This is a genomic window from Pseudoalteromonas sp. APC 3355 (genome assembly GCF_030407615.1).
Taxonomy (GTDB): Bacteria; Pseudomonadota; Gammaproteobacteria; order Enterobacterales; family Alteromonadaceae; genus Pseudoalteromonas; species Pseudoalteromonas distincta.
In genome coordinates, this window is record NZ_JASDDB010000012.1 from 56116 (window position 1) to 73187 (window position 17072).

The 17072-nt window shown below is 41.0% G+C and carries 14 protein-coding genes; 8 read left to right on the forward strand and 6 right to left on the reverse strand.

Annotated features, from left to right (window positions below):
• Positions 1–20: 20 nt before the first annotated feature.
• The 3 genes from QMA08_RS16060 to QMA08_RS16070 all read right to left on the reverse strand — a co-directional run bounded on the left by QMA08_RS16060 (position 21) and on the right by QMA08_RS16070 (position 1365).
• Positions 21–503 (reverse strand): DUF3015 domain-containing protein, encoded by a 483-nt coding sequence (locus tag QMA08_RS16060; RefSeq protein WP_002962856.1) that lies wholly within the window; start codon positions 501–503, stop codon positions 21–23.
• Between the two features lie 170 nt (positions 504–673).
• Positions 674–1063: a hypothetical protein gene (locus QMA08_RS16065; protein WP_290174943.1), complete on the reverse strand. Its 390-nt coding sequence runs from the start codon at positions 1061–1063 to the stop codon at positions 674–676.
• The gene (locus QMA08_RS16070; protein WP_002962854.1) at positions 1060–1365 is read right to left on the reverse strand and encodes a hypothetical protein; all 306 of its coding nucleotides are present in this window, start codon (positions 1363–1365) and stop codon (positions 1060–1062) included. Before QMA08_RS16070 ends, QMA08_RS16065 begins: the two co-directional genes overlap by 4 nt.
• Positions 1366–1638: 273 nt before the next feature.
• Here QMA08_RS16070 and QMA08_RS16075 point away from each other — a divergent pair, with 273 nt between their 5' ends.
• Entirely contained in the window at positions 1639–2058 is a 420-nt protein-coding gene (locus tag QMA08_RS16075) for a VOC family protein (protein ID WP_138489588.1), read from the forward strand.
• Between the two features lie 50 nt (positions 2059–2108).
• On the opposite strand, the gene QMA08_RS16080 is transcribed toward QMA08_RS16075, so the two are convergent.
• Entirely contained in the window at positions 2109–3005 is an 897-nt protein-coding gene (locus tag QMA08_RS16080) for an AraC family transcriptional regulator (protein ID WP_039490308.1), read from the reverse strand.
• Positions 3006–3190: 185 nt separating this feature from the next.
• Between QMA08_RS16080 and QMA08_RS16085 the strand changes: the two genes are divergently transcribed.
• Positions 3191–4336, forward strand: a complete 1146-nt coding sequence (locus QMA08_RS16085; protein WP_002962851.1) for an iron-containing alcohol dehydrogenase — start codon at positions 3191–3193, stop codon at positions 4334–4336.
• A gap of 530 nt (positions 4337–4866) precedes the next feature.
• Positions 4867–5313 carry a DoxX family protein gene (locus QMA08_RS16090; protein WP_002961553.1) on the forward strand — a complete coding sequence of 149 codons (447 nt, stop codon included), beginning with the start codon at positions 4867–4869 and terminating at the stop codon, positions 5311–5313.
• Between the two features lie 61 nt (positions 5314–5374).
• Here QMA08_RS16090 and QMA08_RS16095 read toward each other — a convergent pair whose 3' ends face one another.
• Entirely contained in the window at positions 5375–8461 is a 3087-nt protein-coding gene (locus tag QMA08_RS16095) for a beta-galactosidase (protein WP_290174944.1), read from the reverse strand.
• Positions 8462–8573: 112 nt separating this feature from the next.
• On the opposite strand from QMA08_RS16095, the gene QMA08_RS16100 reads away from it, so the two are divergent.
• The 5 genes from QMA08_RS16100 (at position 8574) to QMA08_RS16120 (ending at position 15585) form a co-directional block, all read left to right on the forward strand.
• Positions 8574–9392, forward strand: a complete 819-nt coding sequence (locus tag QMA08_RS16100; RefSeq protein ID WP_290174945.1) for a helix-turn-helix transcriptional regulator — start codon at positions 8574–8576, stop codon at positions 9390–9392.
• 81 nt (positions 9393–9473) lie between these two features.
• On the forward strand, positions 9474–9782 hold the full coding sequence (locus tag QMA08_RS16105) for a hypothetical protein (protein ID WP_039490315.1): 309 nt from the start codon (positions 9474–9476) through the stop codon (positions 9780–9782).
• Positions 9783–9932: 150 nt separating this feature from the next.
• Entirely contained in the window at positions 9933–11195 is a 1263-nt protein-coding gene (locus QMA08_RS16110) for a TolC family protein (RefSeq protein WP_290174946.1), read from the forward strand.
• Positions 11192–12439, forward strand: coding sequence for an efflux RND transporter periplasmic adaptor subunit (locus QMA08_RS16115; RefSeq protein ID WP_290174948.1), 1248 nt, complete (start codon positions 11192–11194; stop codon positions 12437–12439). Before QMA08_RS16110 ends, QMA08_RS16115 begins: the two co-directional genes overlap by 4 nt.
• A gap of 8 nt (positions 12440–12447) precedes the next feature.
• Entirely contained in the window at positions 12448–15585 is a 3138-nt protein-coding gene (locus QMA08_RS16120; protein ID WP_290174949.1) for a CusA/CzcA family heavy metal efflux RND transporter, read from the forward strand.
• Positions 15586–15662: 77 nt separating this feature from the next.
• Here QMA08_RS16120 and QMA08_RS16125 read toward each other — a convergent pair whose 3' ends face one another.
• On the reverse strand, positions 15663–16898 hold the full coding sequence (locus tag QMA08_RS16125; RefSeq protein WP_290174950.1) for a TMEM143 family protein: 1236 nt from the start codon (positions 16896–16898) through the stop codon (positions 15663–15665).
• Positions 16899–17072: the final 174 nt, after the last annotated feature.

Here is a 17072-nt window from a genome sequence, read left to right on the forward strand (position 1 = left end):
AAACCGGCTAATTTAGCTGATTAAGAAAGAGTATAAGAAGCAAGTTGTGCGTTACTTGCAAGAACAGTGTTTAGGTTTTCTAAAACTGTTTGCGAAGTTACGTTTTCAGAAGTAAATACTGAAGAAAACTGTGCTTGAGCAAGCGCGTTGAATGCTGCTTTATCTTGATCTGCAACACCCCAAGCTTCAGCTAGAGTAGCTAAAGTTTCGCCTTCACCTTTTGACATATCACGAGCAAGTTGCTCCATGTTACCATCGATGAATAAAGCAATTTTTTCTGAAGACGTTACTGTACCAGTACCATCACAACCTAAAGTACCAAAAGTGATACCAAAAGTTTGGTTACCAGAAGTACCGTTTGTTGTAGCGCCTAAAATTTTAACGCCTTTACCTTGCTGACCTGCAAATAACATAGAACCAAGACCACAACCAATATCTTGGTCAGCCATAGCATTTGAGAAAGGTAGTAAAGATAGTGCAGCTACTGCGATTAGTTTTTTCATTTTCATAAATCCATATATGATTGTCTTTATTTAGGGTAAATAAAGTTCGCGAAAGATTCTAACAGACTTGCAGAGAAAAAGAACAGCTTAAAACATGAATATTTTACACTCTAATTTCTCTACTATATTGAAGCGAATGCTGGGAGAAACTAGACCAGCTCAATAATTTTTTATTTAACTGGCGGTGGTTTTTTACTTCTTGGGGCACCTAACAAAATACAGGTATGGCAAATACATACAGATAAAAATGCACTAATACCTAGTGCACCACCGTAGCCGTCAAGTTTTGGTACAAGAAATTCAAATAATATTGAAAACAAAACAGATGAGCTTGCTACGGTATAAATACCAAAACGATGCGGGGCGCTCATGCCAATAAATGTACCGCCAAAAAATATAATCGCGTATAAATCGGGGTTTAAATTCAATGCGCTAAAAATTAAGTAAGCAATAATAGAAAGTGAAGAGGATGCTCTTATACCATCAAAGCGACTATGTTTAGCTAAGTAAAACGTTAAAAAAGCACCAAGCAGTACAAGTAATGGGTATTCAATACTCATAGTACGATTCCTTTAGCTAATACAAAAAGTGCCACGCTTGCAAAAGCGACACTGCCAAGTTTGCCACCAAAGCCTGTAAACATATTCATAGTAAGCACATACAAACTTGAGCCAATAAGCGAAATAATAGCAATTTCCCAGTAACTGGTAATTAAATGGGTTGAGCACATACCGGCAAAGCTACCAGCATAAATTGCAGCATAAGGATGGTTTTTATAACGCGCAGGAAAAGGAATAAAAGAGCCAATAAGCCCCGTTAGCGCGGCAGAAATTACTAAAGGCAGTGCAAAAGTAGTGTGCATAGCAAAGCAAGCTACAAAGCCTAAAAAGAAAGTAATGAATTTTAAAAGTAAGAATTTAATCATAGCGGCGCATTTTAAACTAATCCTTTTGCGCTTTCTAATACTCTCTAACAAATAAATGTTATAAGTAATTACACATTTAAAAAGCGTGTTTTTTAAACGACTTTTAGGTATTAAATATGCTTAATAGCGTTGCTGTTAATGTTCTATAAATCACAAATTATGTATAATGGCGATAATTTAATGTATTAAAGTGTTAACCAAGGGTTATTTATGTCTAACTGTTTGCATCTGGCTATTCCGGCTGGCGATTTAAAAGTGGCTAAAGCGTTTTATTGTGACGTACTAGGCTGTAAAACGGGTAATAGTGAAGAAGGTCGCTGGGTAGATATAGATTTTTGGGGCAATGAACTTACCTTGCACCAAAGTGTTGAGCGCTTACCAACAGTTCGCCATGATGTTGATATGGGAGCCGTAGCAGTACCTCACTTTGGTATTCACTTATCTGAAGATGAGTTTAGCGGGTTAAAAAAGCGTATTGAAGATGCGGGTATTGAATACCTAGATAAACCATACCGCCGTTTTATTGGTGATGAGTTTGAGCAAGAAACGTTTTTTATTGAAGATCCAAATGGCAATGTGCTTGAAATGAAAACCATGGTAAACCCAGAGGTTTTGTTTAAAAAAGTATAGTTTTTCACTCGTGCTATTTAAAGCCACTTTTATAGTGGCTTTTTTGTGGGCTAGCTATGTAACTGAGTTAATACTTCGCTAGGTGTTTTATTAAAGTGGCGTTTAAATTCGCGGCTAAATTGCGATGGGCTGGTATAGCCAACCTTTAATGCAGCTTCGTTGGCTTTACTTCCACTAGTGGTTATAAGTTCTTTAGCCTTAGCTAAGCGTACTTTTTTTAAATACTGTAGAGGGGATTCAAACGTTACTTGCCTAAAAGCACGATGAAACGACGATACGCTCATGTTTACATCTTCAGCTAACCCTTCAACCGTAATTTGATTGGCATAACTACTATGCATAGTTGAGAGCGTGCGGGCGATACGTGCATAATGCCCATCATGCATAGCAAGCCCTATTAAAGTATGTCCTTGTGGACCACAAAGTACGCGATATACCAATTCTTTTACTATATCCTCGCCAAAAATGTCAGCCTCAATGGGGTTATTTAAAACAGTTAATAACCGATGAGTAACGAGCTCCATTGCTGTATCTAAAGTTGCCGACTGTACTGCGCCAATTTGTGCTGACGACGATGACGCTGAAAGAGGCTTATGTTGCATTATTTGATTAACGAGTTTGTGTAGCATTGCAGGGTTTATATCTATGGCAATGCCCATAACGGGTAAGTCGTTATCGGTAAATGCTTCACACTCTAATGGCACCGGTACGCCAAGGACTAAGTAGTCGCCTGCGCCGTATTTTATTTGATGTTCAGGAAAGTGAATTATTTTATGACCTTGCCCAACAATAATAATACCTGAGTTATATATAAGCGGCTGGCGCGGCGAGCTTTTAGTTGCTCGATGAAAATACACGCCTGGAATGATAGTTTCCATGGTGCCTTCAAAGCTGAGTAATTGATTATGCTCGGCGTATTGTTGCAACATATTGGCTATGGTGGGCATAAAAGGCATCTTTAATTGAGTATATTTTGCGTAAAATAACAACGTTGGTAGTTTTAGGCAAGCTTTTGCGAGTTATTGGGCTTTTTTTATGTTTGTTTTGCTACTAATATGCACTCATTGGAATTTAGCTTAGCTAGTAACTAAGCATTCTATTTAGTATTTAACCGTCACCTAGGAGCAAAATAATGAAATTTAGCTACGTAAATCCAACTCTTATCCAATTCGGTCAGCAACAAATTGCGGCACTATCTGATTTGATCGCAAAAGATCAAAAAGTACTTGTAGTGTACGGCGGCGGTTCAATTAAAAAGAACGGCGTGTACGACCAAGTTGCAGCAGCACTTGAAGGCTTTGACTGGGTTGAGTTTTCGGGCGTTGGCGCTAACCCAACAATTGAAGTGCTAGACCAAGCAGTAAAAATTTGTAAAGAACAAGATATCGACTTCGTATTAGGCGTAGGCGGCGGTTCAGTGATCGACGGCGTTAAATACATTGCCGCATCAGCCGTTTATGATGGCGAAGGTTGGGATATTCCTACTGGTAAGCATACTATTACTAGTGCATTACCAATCGGTGCAATATTAACATTGCCTGCAACGGGTTCTGAATCTAACCAAAACTCAGTTGTGAGCAAAGAAGCAACGAAGCAAAAACTACCGTTTGCATCACCAGAAGTACTTCCTAAATTTGCGATTATGGACCCTGATGTAATGAAAACATTACCGCAGCGCCAACTTGTGAATGGTTTAGTAGATGCATGGGTTCATACCTGTGAGCAGTATCTAACATTCCCTGAAACAGCATTAGTTCAAGAAGGTTACGCTGAAGCACTTTTAAGAACGCTTAAAACTTTAGGCGATAACTTTGAAAACCAAGATGACGCATGGCGTGCAAACCTTATGTGGGCTGCTAACCAAGCACTTAATGGTTTAATTGGTTCTGGTGTATCGCAAGATTGGGCAACACACATGATTGGCCACGAGCTTACAGCCGCTTACGGTGTTGATCATGCACGTTCACTTGCTATTGTTCAGCCTTCTTTATTACGTAACCAATTTGCAGTTAAAAAAGCAAAGCTTGAGCAAATGGGTAAAAACGTATTTGGTCTTGAGCAATCTGAAGATTTAGCAGAGAAAACAATTGCAGCAATTGAGGCGTTTTACCATAGCCTCGACGTAGCGACCCAGCTTACTGAACATGGCGATGATAAAGCCGCTGCTATTGACAATATTATTGGCAAACTTGAAGCTCACGGCATGGTTGCTCTTGGTGAAAACCAAGCTATTACGCTTAAAGAAAGCCGCGAAATTTTAGAGCAAGCGGTTGCTTAATTTTCAAAGCTAAGCGCTTACTTAAATATACTAGGGCGTGTTGATCTTTGGTGGGTGAATTCGCAGCAGTATGTTTGGTTTTTAGGCAAGGCGGAGCCTATGTAGTGTGGTTATTCCCCATGAATAGGCGATAACGCAGCATAAATACCAAACATGCGCTGCCCTTTGGGTTCTCTCTAGGGACGATTAACTCTTTGTTGCCTACATGGATGTAGGTAAGGGGCGTGAGCAGGACGCGGAAGCTTTGCTCGGTTTTTACTTAGCCCACTAGGTTACAAACCTCGCGCCGCGATTTAATCTTCCTTGGATTGAACAAATTTCAATCCACAAAGATCAACACGCCCTAAGTAATACGTTAATAAAAAACCGTCAACCTTTGGGTTGGCGGTTTTTTTTATAGATTATTATAAATACTGCGTTGCTAATTAACCAATAAATTCAATATTAATGTTTTTTAATGATGATAGTAAACTGTGCTCAACGGTTAGAAAAAATCTAACGATTAAATAAATTAAAACAGGACTAAACTCATGAAATTACTAAACACATTATTTAGCTCAAAAGCAGGCGTAGCAGCATTAATTTTACGAGTACCAGTTGGCCTTATTTTAGCGGCGCATGGTGCACAAAAGCTATTTGCTTGGTTTGGCGGTTACGGGCTTGAAGGTACAGGTCAATGGATGGCGAGTATTGGTTTAGAGCCTGGCTATTGGTTAGCAATGATGGCAGGTAGCGCTGAGTTTTTTGGTGGCATTGCATTAGCAATTGGTTTGTTAACTCGCCCAGCTGCTGTAGTTGCCGGCTTTACTATGATGATTGCTATTTTTAGCGTGCATATTAGTAATGGCTTATTTATGGCAAACAATGGCTATGAATACGCATTAACGTTACTTGTAGTAACTGTAGTTTTAGCAATTCAAGGAGCGGGAAGCTTTTCTCTTGATAACGTATTAGCTAAAAAACTAGCTAATAAATAGAGTTTTTTAATTGAAGAATAGCGGCCAATTTGGCCGCTATTTTTGTAGGTTAACTACTAAATTATTTAGCTGAAAAAGTTAAAGAATAACTGTACTGCTTTTGCTCAAGTAAATATTCTTTATGGGTACTTGGGCTCCATGAATCATCGCCACCAACCCCCATATGTTGATGATCAATGTGTACATGTACGCAATCATCAGCAATGAGCTCGTTAGTGTGTTTCGCTTGCGTTAACATATTTTGCGAATACTCACTGGCTGCAAATAAAAACGCACCGGTTACGGTTAAATTATTAATACGCAGTAATTGGCAATCGCTACGCAGGCCGTTATCGGTTGGGAATATATACGGTGTATGTAGCTCATTTAAGCTCAAGCTGTAATAACCTAAACGTGCTGCGGCTTTGCGATCTGGGTAGTTTTCAAAAGGCCCTAAACCACGCCAGTTTACTTTTGTATCGCTTTGCTTGTTAAGTGTTGTACTTAGCCCTATACGCGGCATTGGCGGAAGTGTATCGTTTAAGTGCACATCAACATTTAAGCTAATATTGCCGGTATTATTTAGTGTATATAGCCATTGTGTTTTTGCTTGTACTGCCCCGTTAAATTCATAATTAAATACACAAGAAATACGTATATCAACGCTTGATTGAACTGCGTGAATTGAGCTACATGTGCGCTGCCATTGCCCTATACCTGCACGTAACCAACGTGCCTCCCATGCATTAGGGTCTAGGTTATCTACTTCGCTTACGCCTATGTCGTTATCAAGCGGGGCGCGATAAAAGTTATCAACCAGTGGGCTACTAATAACCTGAGTATCGTTTTGTAACCACTGCTCTATAAGCCCTGATTGCTTACTAAAAACAAGTTTAAATTTATCGTTTTCAATACTTAGTTGAGAGTCGGTTTCACTTACAATTATAGCGCTTTGCTCTGTAGTTGATGTAAATGATTCACTATTTAAATTATTACTATTTATAAGCTTAAACTGCTCGGTGTTTAATACATGCTCGGCACTTGCAAAGCTGCAGTCGTTAATTAGTGCTACATCTAAATTAAGGTGGTATTGCGCACCTTGCTCAAACGTTGTTTTAGTTTTAATTGTTAACGTGTGCGTACTTTGTGGAGCAATATTAAGTACATGCTCGCCTTGCTCAACACAGATGCCATTTTGCATTAACTGCCAAACGAGCTTTTCGTTATTTGTGTGTCTAAATACGTAATCGCTAAATACATCAATGGTGTATTGATTTTTAGTTTGCTCACGCAATGTAAATTGTAAATGCTGTTGGCTGTATTTAGCTTCAAACAGGCTCGGGTGCGGCGTGCGGTCAGGGAATAATAAGCCGTTAATACAAAATTGGCGGTCATTTAGTTCATCACCAAAATCGCCGCCGTAAGCCCAATAATGCTCACCGTTTTCGTCAGTTTTAGATAAACCTTGGTCTACCCAATCCCAAATAAAGCCACCTTGCAGGCGTGGGTATTCTCTAAATGCTTGCCAGTAATCGTCAAAGCTACCTAGGCTGTTACCCATTGCATGGGCGTACTCACATAAAATAAGCGGGCGCGTTTCACCCGGTAGGCTTAGCCATTTTTTTATTGAATATTTTGGTACGGCGTCATCGGCAACATGCGTATCTACACGGGCATACATTGGGCAAATAATGTCGGTTGCAGTGGTATTTGCGCCGCCACCTTCGTATTGCACTGGGCGAGAAGGGTCAAAGCTTTTTGACCATCCGTACATAGCATCGTGGTTGGCGCCGTGTCCGCATTCGTTACCCAGTGACCAAATAATAATAGAGGCGTGGTTTTTATCGCGCTCAACCATTTGTGTATAGCGCGACATAAATGCACCAGCCCACTGCGGATCGCTGGCAAGCCTACCCATTGGAAACATGCCATGGGTTTCTATGTTTGCTTCGTCCACAACATATAAACCTAGCTCGTCGCACAGCTCGTAAAAACGCGGGTGGTTAGGATAGTGAGCAGTACGTACAGCATTAAAGTTATTTTGCTTCATCAGCTTAATATCTTCAATCATGTCGGCGGTAGTAACTGTGTGGCCGTTTTCTGGGTGATGCTCGTGGCGGTTAACACCGCGAATTAGTAGCGGCTTGCCGTTTAAGCAAAGCTGCCCGTTAAGCATTTCTACTTTTCTAAAGCCAATGCTATAGGCTTCTGCATCTACTGTGTTGCCTTTCTCATCTAATAAGCTTACAACGCAGCGGTATAAGTATGGGGTTTCGGCGGTCCACTTTTTAGGGCTTTGTATATCAATTGTTTGAAATACAACATCGCTCCAGCCGCCTTTTTCATCAACGCGTTTATTGTTAGTGCTTTGTATGTGTGGCTCGCAGAGTGCTTGCTCATTATCAAAAACCTGTACTGCTACTTGGTAGTTATTTGGCGCATTTATCGCAGTTTTTATATGTAGCGTTGCATCGCGATAGCAAGCGTCTAAATTGGGGGTTATAAACACATCACGTACTTGGTTTTGTGGTTTTGTAAGTAAGTTAACATCGCGAAAAATACCGCTTAGCCACCACATGTCCTGATCTTCTAAATAACTGCCATCGCTCCAGCGAATAACCATAACGGCAATACGGTTGGTGCCTACTACTAACAGTTCGCTTAAATCAAATTCGCTTGGTAAGCGGCTATCTTGCGAATAACCCACCCATTGGCCGTTACACCAAAGGTGAAATGCCGAGTTTACGCCTTCAAAAATAATATGGTTACGCTGCGCTAATTGATCCGCCGTAATAGTAAACTCAGTGCGGTAGCAACCTGTTGGGTTATCGCTTGGTACAAATGGCGGGTTAACTGCAAATGGGTATTTAACATTACAGTAAATAGGTTTATCAAAGCCGTGTAATTGCCAGTTAGAAGGCACTGTAATGCTTTGCCAGTCGCTGTTTAGTGTTTCACTTAGCAGTGATTCATCAACCGCTTCGGGTTTATCAAATAATTTAAAATCCCATTGGCCGTTTAAACTTTGTTTTTGTGATTGTGTGTTAGTACGGGCATGGTCAACGCTTTTAAATCCATTGAGTGGGCTGTGCGCTTTTACTTGATTAACTTGCACCGAAATTGGGTTTTCCCAATCACGGCGGTTAATTATGTGTTGTAGTGAGTTCATTAGTGTCCTATTGCATGTGTGGCAATTATAGTGGCTTAAATATAGCTAAAATAATGCGTTGAGGTTATGCTTAAAGCTCTCTTTTATTTATCCAAAACTATCATTTTAAATTATGCGCAACACTATTGTAGATGTACTCGATATTGGCCCAGAGTGTACAGAGCGGTTTATTGATTTAACCACGCTTTCGCAAATGCCAAACCTTGAAATAGAGCTGGCAGGTTGCTCTAATTTATTGGGTGACTATTGTGTTGCACGTACTAACCCGCTTGAACACACTCTTTTTTATACTTTGGCTGGTCAGGGCACACTTAAAACAGTTAACAACCAATACTCATTAACTGAAAATAGCTTAGCTATATTGCCTGCAAGGCAAAGTTTTGAGGTTAAAATAGCAAGCGAAAAGTGGGATGTGATTTGGCTAAACCTTGCAAACACTAAACGTTGGCAACATTTAAATTTAGCACAGGCTAAGGTATTAACTAATCAGCAATTAGCGCCATTACATTTAGCTATGGAGCTTTTATATAGCGAAAGTAACGCTACTTTGCGCGAAGGGGTTATGCCTATTTTAAGCCACTATTTAAACACTACGCTTCAAAGCGAGCAGCAAAAAGGCGGGCAAAACAGATTAACCAGCTTGTTTTTAGAGGTAGAAGAGCGCTTACAGTTTGATTGGACAATAGAAGCCATGTGCGAGCACGTGCATTACTCAGCACCGCATTTACATAGGTTATGCCAAGCACAATTTGGTAAAAGCCCTATGCAGCAGCTTATTTATTTACGCATTAAACGAGCTAAAAGCTTACTACTAAATACCCGCTGGCCTGTTGCCCATATTGCCGCTTACGTGGGGTATCCTAATATATTTAATTTTTCTAAACGGTTTAAAAAATCAGTGGGTGTATCACCAAGTGAATTTAGAAAATAACGTAAGCGGCTCTCTACATTTGAATAAATTTAAGGTATTGTGCGATTTCTTAAATTGCATTTTAGAGTTTTTAGGTAGGTAATGCGCTCAAACTACTTTTTAGTCGTGATACTTTTAGTGCTTGTGCACAGCTTTATTAGCTGTGATGCGGCGGCGTATCATCTGCAAGAAGAAGTTGATCACGTTACGCATGTTCATTCTCAAACAAATGCAAACGATGAAGATGCGCAATCACCTACTGAAATACATGCCCATCAGCATTGCCACTGTGGTTACTACAGTACGCTAAATCACTCTATAAGCCCTGAGCAAAGCCAAGCTACACTGCCTGCGTGCTATAGCGGTTTAAACTATCCACCAGATGTTCCGCCACCAAATTTTTATAGCTAGTTTTTAATTTTAAACACTTTGTAAATAACTGCCTGCGCCTGTGCGCTATAAGGCTAGTTATGTACATATTTAGGTTGCTTAATTGCGCTTGTTTTTAAAATAGGCGTAGTGATTAAGTCAACTCTGTTTGTTAAAAAACGGACATGCTATATGAATAAAAAACCACTTATGCTGGTGGCGCTACTGTGCGCATTACCAACACTGAGCGCTCTGGCAAAAAGCGAGCCTCAAAACGTATTAACGCTAAAGCAAGCGCTTAAAAATACCGAGCAGCAAAATGCTGAGCTTAAACGCTACCCGTATCATCAAAAAATATTAACGGCGCTTAAAACCCAAGCTGCGCTTTCACCTAATCCTGAGCTGAGTTTTGAAGCTGAAAACTTTTTAGGAACCCATGGCTCCCATGCGTTTTCGGGGGCGCAATACACGCTGGCTTTAAGCCAATTAATAGAGCTGGGTGATAAACGCCAAAACCGCATTAACTACGCCACGGCAAATATAAAAGCGCAAACAATTGAGTATAAAAATACCCGATTAGCACTTTTAGCAACCACCGCTGAGCGCTATTACCAAATACTTAAATTTCAGGCGTTAATTGCTTTAAATAGTGAGCGTAAAAACACCGTTAAGCAGGCACTTAACGCAATTGAAAAACGCGCTAAAGCGGGTGCAGCCTCAAGTGCTGATGTAACCCGCATGCGTTATGCATTAAGCCAAGTAGATTTAAATACGCTGATGCTAAATAGCGAATTTGAGCGTGCGCGCTTAGCTCTAACCGAGCTTTGGCAAGAGCCGCAAGTGAGTGATTACTATGCTGGCGATTTATCACAAATAGCTGCTATTAAAAGTGAAGCAGCGCTACTTGATGCGGTAAATACAGCACCTGAATTTGCACTGCTACAGCAGCAATATATGCAGCAAACGGCTAATTTGTCGCTGCAACGCTCAAGCGGGCAAAGCGATTTAACCCTAGGTGGTGGCGTGCGATATAACCAGCAAACTGATGCCAGCTCGTTGGTGTTTTCGTTTTCAATGCCGCTGCAGTTAAGCAATTCTAATAGCGGTAATATTGAGGCTGCAAAGCATCAACTTACGCTACTTAATGAGCAACAAGGGCAATTACGTATTCAGCTACGCCAGCAAATACGCACTTTGTATGCGTATTACCAAGGTAAAACTGCGCAAGCACAACTTTTAGCGCAGCACGTTATTCCTCAAGCGAAAACGCTTATAGAACAAAGCTTAAAGAGCTACCAACAAGGGCAAATATCGGTATTGCAATTGCTAGACGCACAGCAAGCTTTATTTGATTCTAAACGCGCACTTATCAACATCCATAGCGAGCTATATCAAGTGCTGCTTACCCTTGAGCGTTTAACTGGCCAACCTTTAATTGAGACTCATCAATCATGAATAACACTCTTATCGCATTATTTATAACGCAATTATTTGCACTCCCATTTTTAAGTAGCACGGCTATGGCATCAGATAGCCATCACGAAAAAGGTCACGAAGAAGGCCACAAAGACGAACACACACAAAAAGGCCCACACGGCGGATTTTTACTAACCAATAACGCGCTTGATTTAGAGCTTAAGTTAACCCAGTTTGCAGGTAATACCGAGCTGCGAATATATGGGTTTAATAACAATAAAGCTGTGGATATAAACCAGTTAGACGTAACCATAAATGTGCAGCGTTTAAGTGAAGAGCCACAGCTTATTCGTTTTAAAGCTGAAGATGACTATTTAGTAAGTACCGTGAGCGTAAACGAGCCGCACTCGTTTAAGCTCGATGTAATGGCAAGTTATAAAGGGCAAAAAATTAACTACCACCATGAGCAAGAAGAAGGGCGCACAACGCTAAGCTCCCAAGCAATTGAACGCGCAGGAATTAAAACCGAGATAGCAAAAGTAGGTAGCGTTGAACTAACAGATACTCTATTTGGTGTTATAGCACCCACCGCGCACGGCACCGTTGAAGTAATGGCGCCTTATACCGGCTTAGTTAACGATATTTTTGTAAGCATTGGTCAAAACGTTAAAAAAGGCGATAAGCTTGCCAGTATAACCAACCGCGAAACACTGCAAAATTACACCATAAAAAGCCCAATTACAGGCGTTATTACCGAGCAATATTTAAAGCGCGGTGAGCTTGCCAATAGCGCATTAATGCAAATAGTAAATCTTGAAACCGTATGGGTCGAGCTCTCGGCTTTTCCTGAAAATATTGAAAAGCTCGCCTTAGGACAAAGCGCAAAAGTGTACGATTTACATCATCATTTAAACGCGCAAGGTGAGGTGTTTTACATAGCCCCTATGATGAGCGGCGGGCATATTGCGCGTGCGCGAATCGAGCTTAAAAACCCTAATGGTCATTGGCGTCCTGGTATGCATGTTAATAGCGACATTAGTACTGCAAAAGTAGATGCTGCAGTGCGAGTAAAGGCTACAGCTGTGCAGGAATTTAACGGCAAACCTAGTGTGTTTATTAAAAGCGGCAATGTATTTGAAGTACGCCCTGTAAAGCTTGGTGCTAAAAACAGCGAGTGGGTAGAGGTACTTGAGGGGCTTTCGCCAAATAGTGAGTACGTAACGCAAAACAGTTATGTAATTAAAGCCGATATTTTAAAAAGCGGCGCAAGCCACTCACACTAGGAGGCAGCATGATTGATTGGATAGTTTCTTTTGCGGTTAAGCGCCGCATGATGGTGCTTGCGCTCACGCTTTTATTTGCTGGGTTTGGTGTATACAACACCCAAAATTTAGCCGTTGATGCCGTACCCGATATAACTAATGTGCAAGTACAAATAAATACAAAAGCGCCTGGGTTTACCCCGCTTGAAGCAGAGCAGCGTATAACCTATTTAATTGAAACCGCTATGGCGGGCATACCAAAGCTTGATTATACCCGTTCTATTTCACGTTATGGACTCTCGCAAGTAACGGTTATTTTTAACGAAGGCACCGATATTTACTGGGCGCGCCAGCAAATATCAGAGCGCATCCAAAGTATTCGCTCAGACTTGCCTGCCAACATTGAACCAAATTTAGGGCCAATTGCCAGCGGGCTAGGGGAGATTTTTACTTACTCTGTGCATGCAAATAACGGTGCATTAAAAGATGATGGCACGCCATTTAACGCAGAGGATTTACGTACCCTGCAAGATTGGGTTATTCGCCCGCAGCTATTAAAAGTAAAAGGTGTTACCGAAATAAACAGCCAAGGTGGCTTTGAGCGCCAGTACCAAGTAGCCCCCGTGCCTGAAAAACTACTCGCTTATAAGCTCACGCTAATCGATGTAATTACTGCACTTAAATTAAATAACAGCAACCAAGGCGCAGGGTTTATAGAACGTTTTGACGGGCAATATTTAGTGCGCTCACCAGGGCAATTAAAAACCATTGATGATATAGCCAATACTGTAGTTGCTAAGCGCGATGATGCACCAGTACGGATTAAAGATGTAGCAAATGTGCGTTTAGGTAAAGAGCTCAGAACCGGCGCGGCCACTTATAATGGTAAAGAAACCGTGCTCGGCACCGCCATGATGCTCATTGGCGAAAACAGCCGCGTAGTGGCAAAAGCCATGGCTGATAAACTCAAAGACGTACAGCTAAGCTTGCCTGAAGGTGTTGTGGTAGAAGCAGTTTATGACCGCACAACCCTTGTTGATAAAACCATAGACACTGTAAAAACTAACCTGTTTGAAGGCGCTGTATTAGTGATTGTTATTTTGCTGCTGTTATTAGGTAATGTAACCGGCGCGCTTATTACGGCAATGGTTATTCCGCTTAGCATGTTATTTGCCATTACCGGTATGGTAGGTAATCGTGTGTCGGGTAACCTAATGAGCCTAGGCGCAATCGACTTTGGTTTAATAGTTGATGGCGCTGTAATTGTGGTTGAAAACTGTTTAAGGCAACTTGGCCTTGCGCAGCATAAACATGGCCGGCTACTTACATTAAATGAGCGTTTAAGTGTTGTAACCGCCGCTACTAAAGAAGTGTTCAGTCCAGCAGTGTTTGGCATTTTAATTATTATGCTGGTGTATTTGCCGCTGTTTGCGCTTAGTGGGGTAGAGGGCAAAATGTTTCAGCCAATGGCATTTACGGTTGTAGCCGCACTAGTTGGCGCACTTATTTTTGCTGTTACCTTTGTACCTGCCGCTATTGCGGTATGTGTACGTGGCAAGGTAAGCGAGAGCGAAAATGCCGTTATGCGCGGTATTAAAAAAGGCTACAAACCACTGCTTGGTTTATCGCTTAAGTTGCCATGGGTAATGTTAAGCATTGCTGCTGTGCTTGTAATTGTACTTGGTTTTAAAGTTAAAAATATGGGCGCTGAATTTTTACCGCAGCTTGATGAAGGCGATATAGCGATGCACGCACTGCGCATTACCGGCACCGGTATTGAACAATCGGTAAAAATGCAAAAAGAGCTAGAGCAAGCCATTTTAGACATACCTGAAGTTGAAAAAGTATTTTCAAAAATTGGCACCCCAGATGTAGCAAACGATCCTATGCCACCTAACGTTGCCGATACCTTTTTAATGTTAAAGCCGCGCGAACAATGGCCTAATCCCGCTTTAAGTAAAGAAGAGCTGGTTAAGCAAATTCGCCATTTAGTAAATGAAGTACCAGGTAACAACTATGAGTTTACACAACCTATAGAAATGCGTTTTAACGAGTTAATAGCAGGCGTGCGCGCCGACGTTGCGGTGCGTATTTATGGCGATGATTTATCAACATTAAAACAGTATGGCGAAAAAGCCACAGCCTTGGTGCAAAACATTACTGGCGCAACTGATGTACGCCTTGAGCAAATACAAGGTTTGCCTACACTTTCGGTAACGCCGCTTCGCGATCATATGGCACTGTTAGGTTTAACAGTAACCGATATACAGCAAAGTGTAAGTGCTGCGGTAGGCGGTGTACAAACCGGACTTATTTATGAAGGCGATAAACGCTTTTCGTTATTAGTGCGTTTAGATGAGCGCTGGTCAAGCGATGTATCACAGCTTGCGCGTATGCCAGTGGCCGTGCCCAAAAGTGCCAACCCAGACCTTGCATTTGTACCGCTTGGCGAAGTTGCAAATATTAGTATTGATAAAGGGCCTAATCAAATAAACCGTGAAAGCGGTAAGCGTAATGTTGTTGTTACTGCAAATGTAGAAAGGCGTGATTTAGCAAGCTTTGTAAGTGATGCACAAGCCGCTTTAAATTCAGATCTTAATTTACCAAGTGGTTATTGGATTGAATACGGCGGCACATTTGAGCAATTAGAATCGGCAAGTAAGCGGTTATCGCTGGTGGTGCCAGTTACTTTATTGCTTATATTTGGCCTGCTTTACAGTGCGTTTAATTCACTTCGTGATTCGTTAATTATATTTAGCGGCGTACCACTTGCACTGACCGGTGGTGTGCTTGCGTTACTATTACGCGATATGCCGTTATCAATATCGGCAGGCGTGGGGTTTATAGCGCTAAGTGGTGTAGCGGTATTAAATGGCGTGGTTATGCTGTCGTTTATTAAACAATTAAGAGCCGATGGGCTCAGTTTAATAGATGCGATACAAACAGGGGCACTTTCGCGCTTGCGCCCAGTACTTATGACCGCTTTAGTGGCAAGTTTAGGGTTTATTCCTATGGCGCTAAATACTGGCACCGGCGCTGAGCTACAAAGGCCGCTGGCTACGGTTGTTGTAGGCGGGATTATTTCATCAACCTTACTTACGCTATTAATATTGCCTGCACTTTATAAATTAGTGCATGCAAAGTTTAATAGGCATCAAGCAGCTTAGGCAGTTGCAGCTCAATACATAACGTAAAAAGCAGCTGAAATTTCAGCTGCTTTTTGTTGTTAAGTAAACTTTGCAGGTTAATTATATTGAAACAAGTTATCCCAGCGCTCATCTAAAATAGTTTTTGCGTGTTCCAAATTTATTGCGCTATACACATCATTAGTGCACGTTACTAAGCGCATACGCTCCAACTTTTCAAGCGCATCGCTAATTTCAAAATCAAGATCGCACTGGTATTTGCTTTTAAACCAATGCTCTATTTGCTCATCAAGCGTTTGGGCGGTTAAGCCGCTTTCTGATTTTAGTAAAAACGTATAAGCAAGCAGGGCTTCTTTTATATCTTCTTCTTCGGCGGCGTCTATAAGGGTGTGAAAAACACCGGCGTTGTTATCGAGATTTTTAAAGTAGAGGTTATCGCTAAGCGCTTTCATAAATTTAATTTTACGGTTTTTAAACTTACTCCACTCTTTAAAAATAAAGCTGCCAAAAACCCCCATGCCAATAGCAAAGGTAATAAAGTGTTGTTGCGTCATTTCGACAGCTTCACTTCTAAAGCCACCCCAAAAAGCAAACAGAGCAAGCAATAATAAAATTGATGCACCAAGCTTAGTGATAAGTACCACCGCACCGCCAATTAAAGCCGATGAGCCAATAATTGCTTTATCAATAGGGCGCATGCGCACTTCACTATTAGGAAATAGCATTTCGAGATCGGCTTTTGGCACATTTTGAAACAGCTTAACTATGGTCGAACTTGGCTCAAACCCTAAAGGCATTTTATTTTTAGCTTCAAAATAAGCGCTGTCTTTAAAGCGAATAAACACGGCTACTCGGTCGTAATTAGTAAAGTGCAGCGGTTTTTTACGAAGGCCCCAAAAGCTGGTTATGGTTTCAGTGAGTTGCGACTCGCCACGGCGATAAAAAACCACTTCTTCAAAGTCATCAAATTCAACTTCAAGGCGCACTTTAAATAGTGACTCTTCGTTTAATGCATCTTGTAAGTCTTCATTGGTGATCACTTCAAAGTTAGCTGCATTAAGTACCTTAGCAAAATCTTTAGCAAAATCTCGTTGGCACTGCGCTTTTTGATCCTCCGATACTGGAGCTAATGATCGCGTGTCACTGTTGGGATCAAAGGGTGCGTAGTTGTTTTTAAGTGATTCAAGTGTTGAGTGGTAATCGTAATGAATAAGGCTTGCTAGTAAATCACAAAATTGTTTAAACGATGTTTTTTGTGTACTGCTTTTAAGCTCTTCGCTACACATATCAACAATATCTTGCTTTCTAAAGGGAATAAAACGCGCACTTTGCATAAGTTTTTAACTGCTTTGGTAGGTATTTAACTGCATTGACACATAATAAAATATTCTTATGGATATTACTAATTTGTTAATGCAGTAGGACCTGATAAATTTACTACACTGTTTTCAGCGTGTATTAACCTAAATATGTAATTATTAGCTCATTGAATAATCTTGTTCTTACTG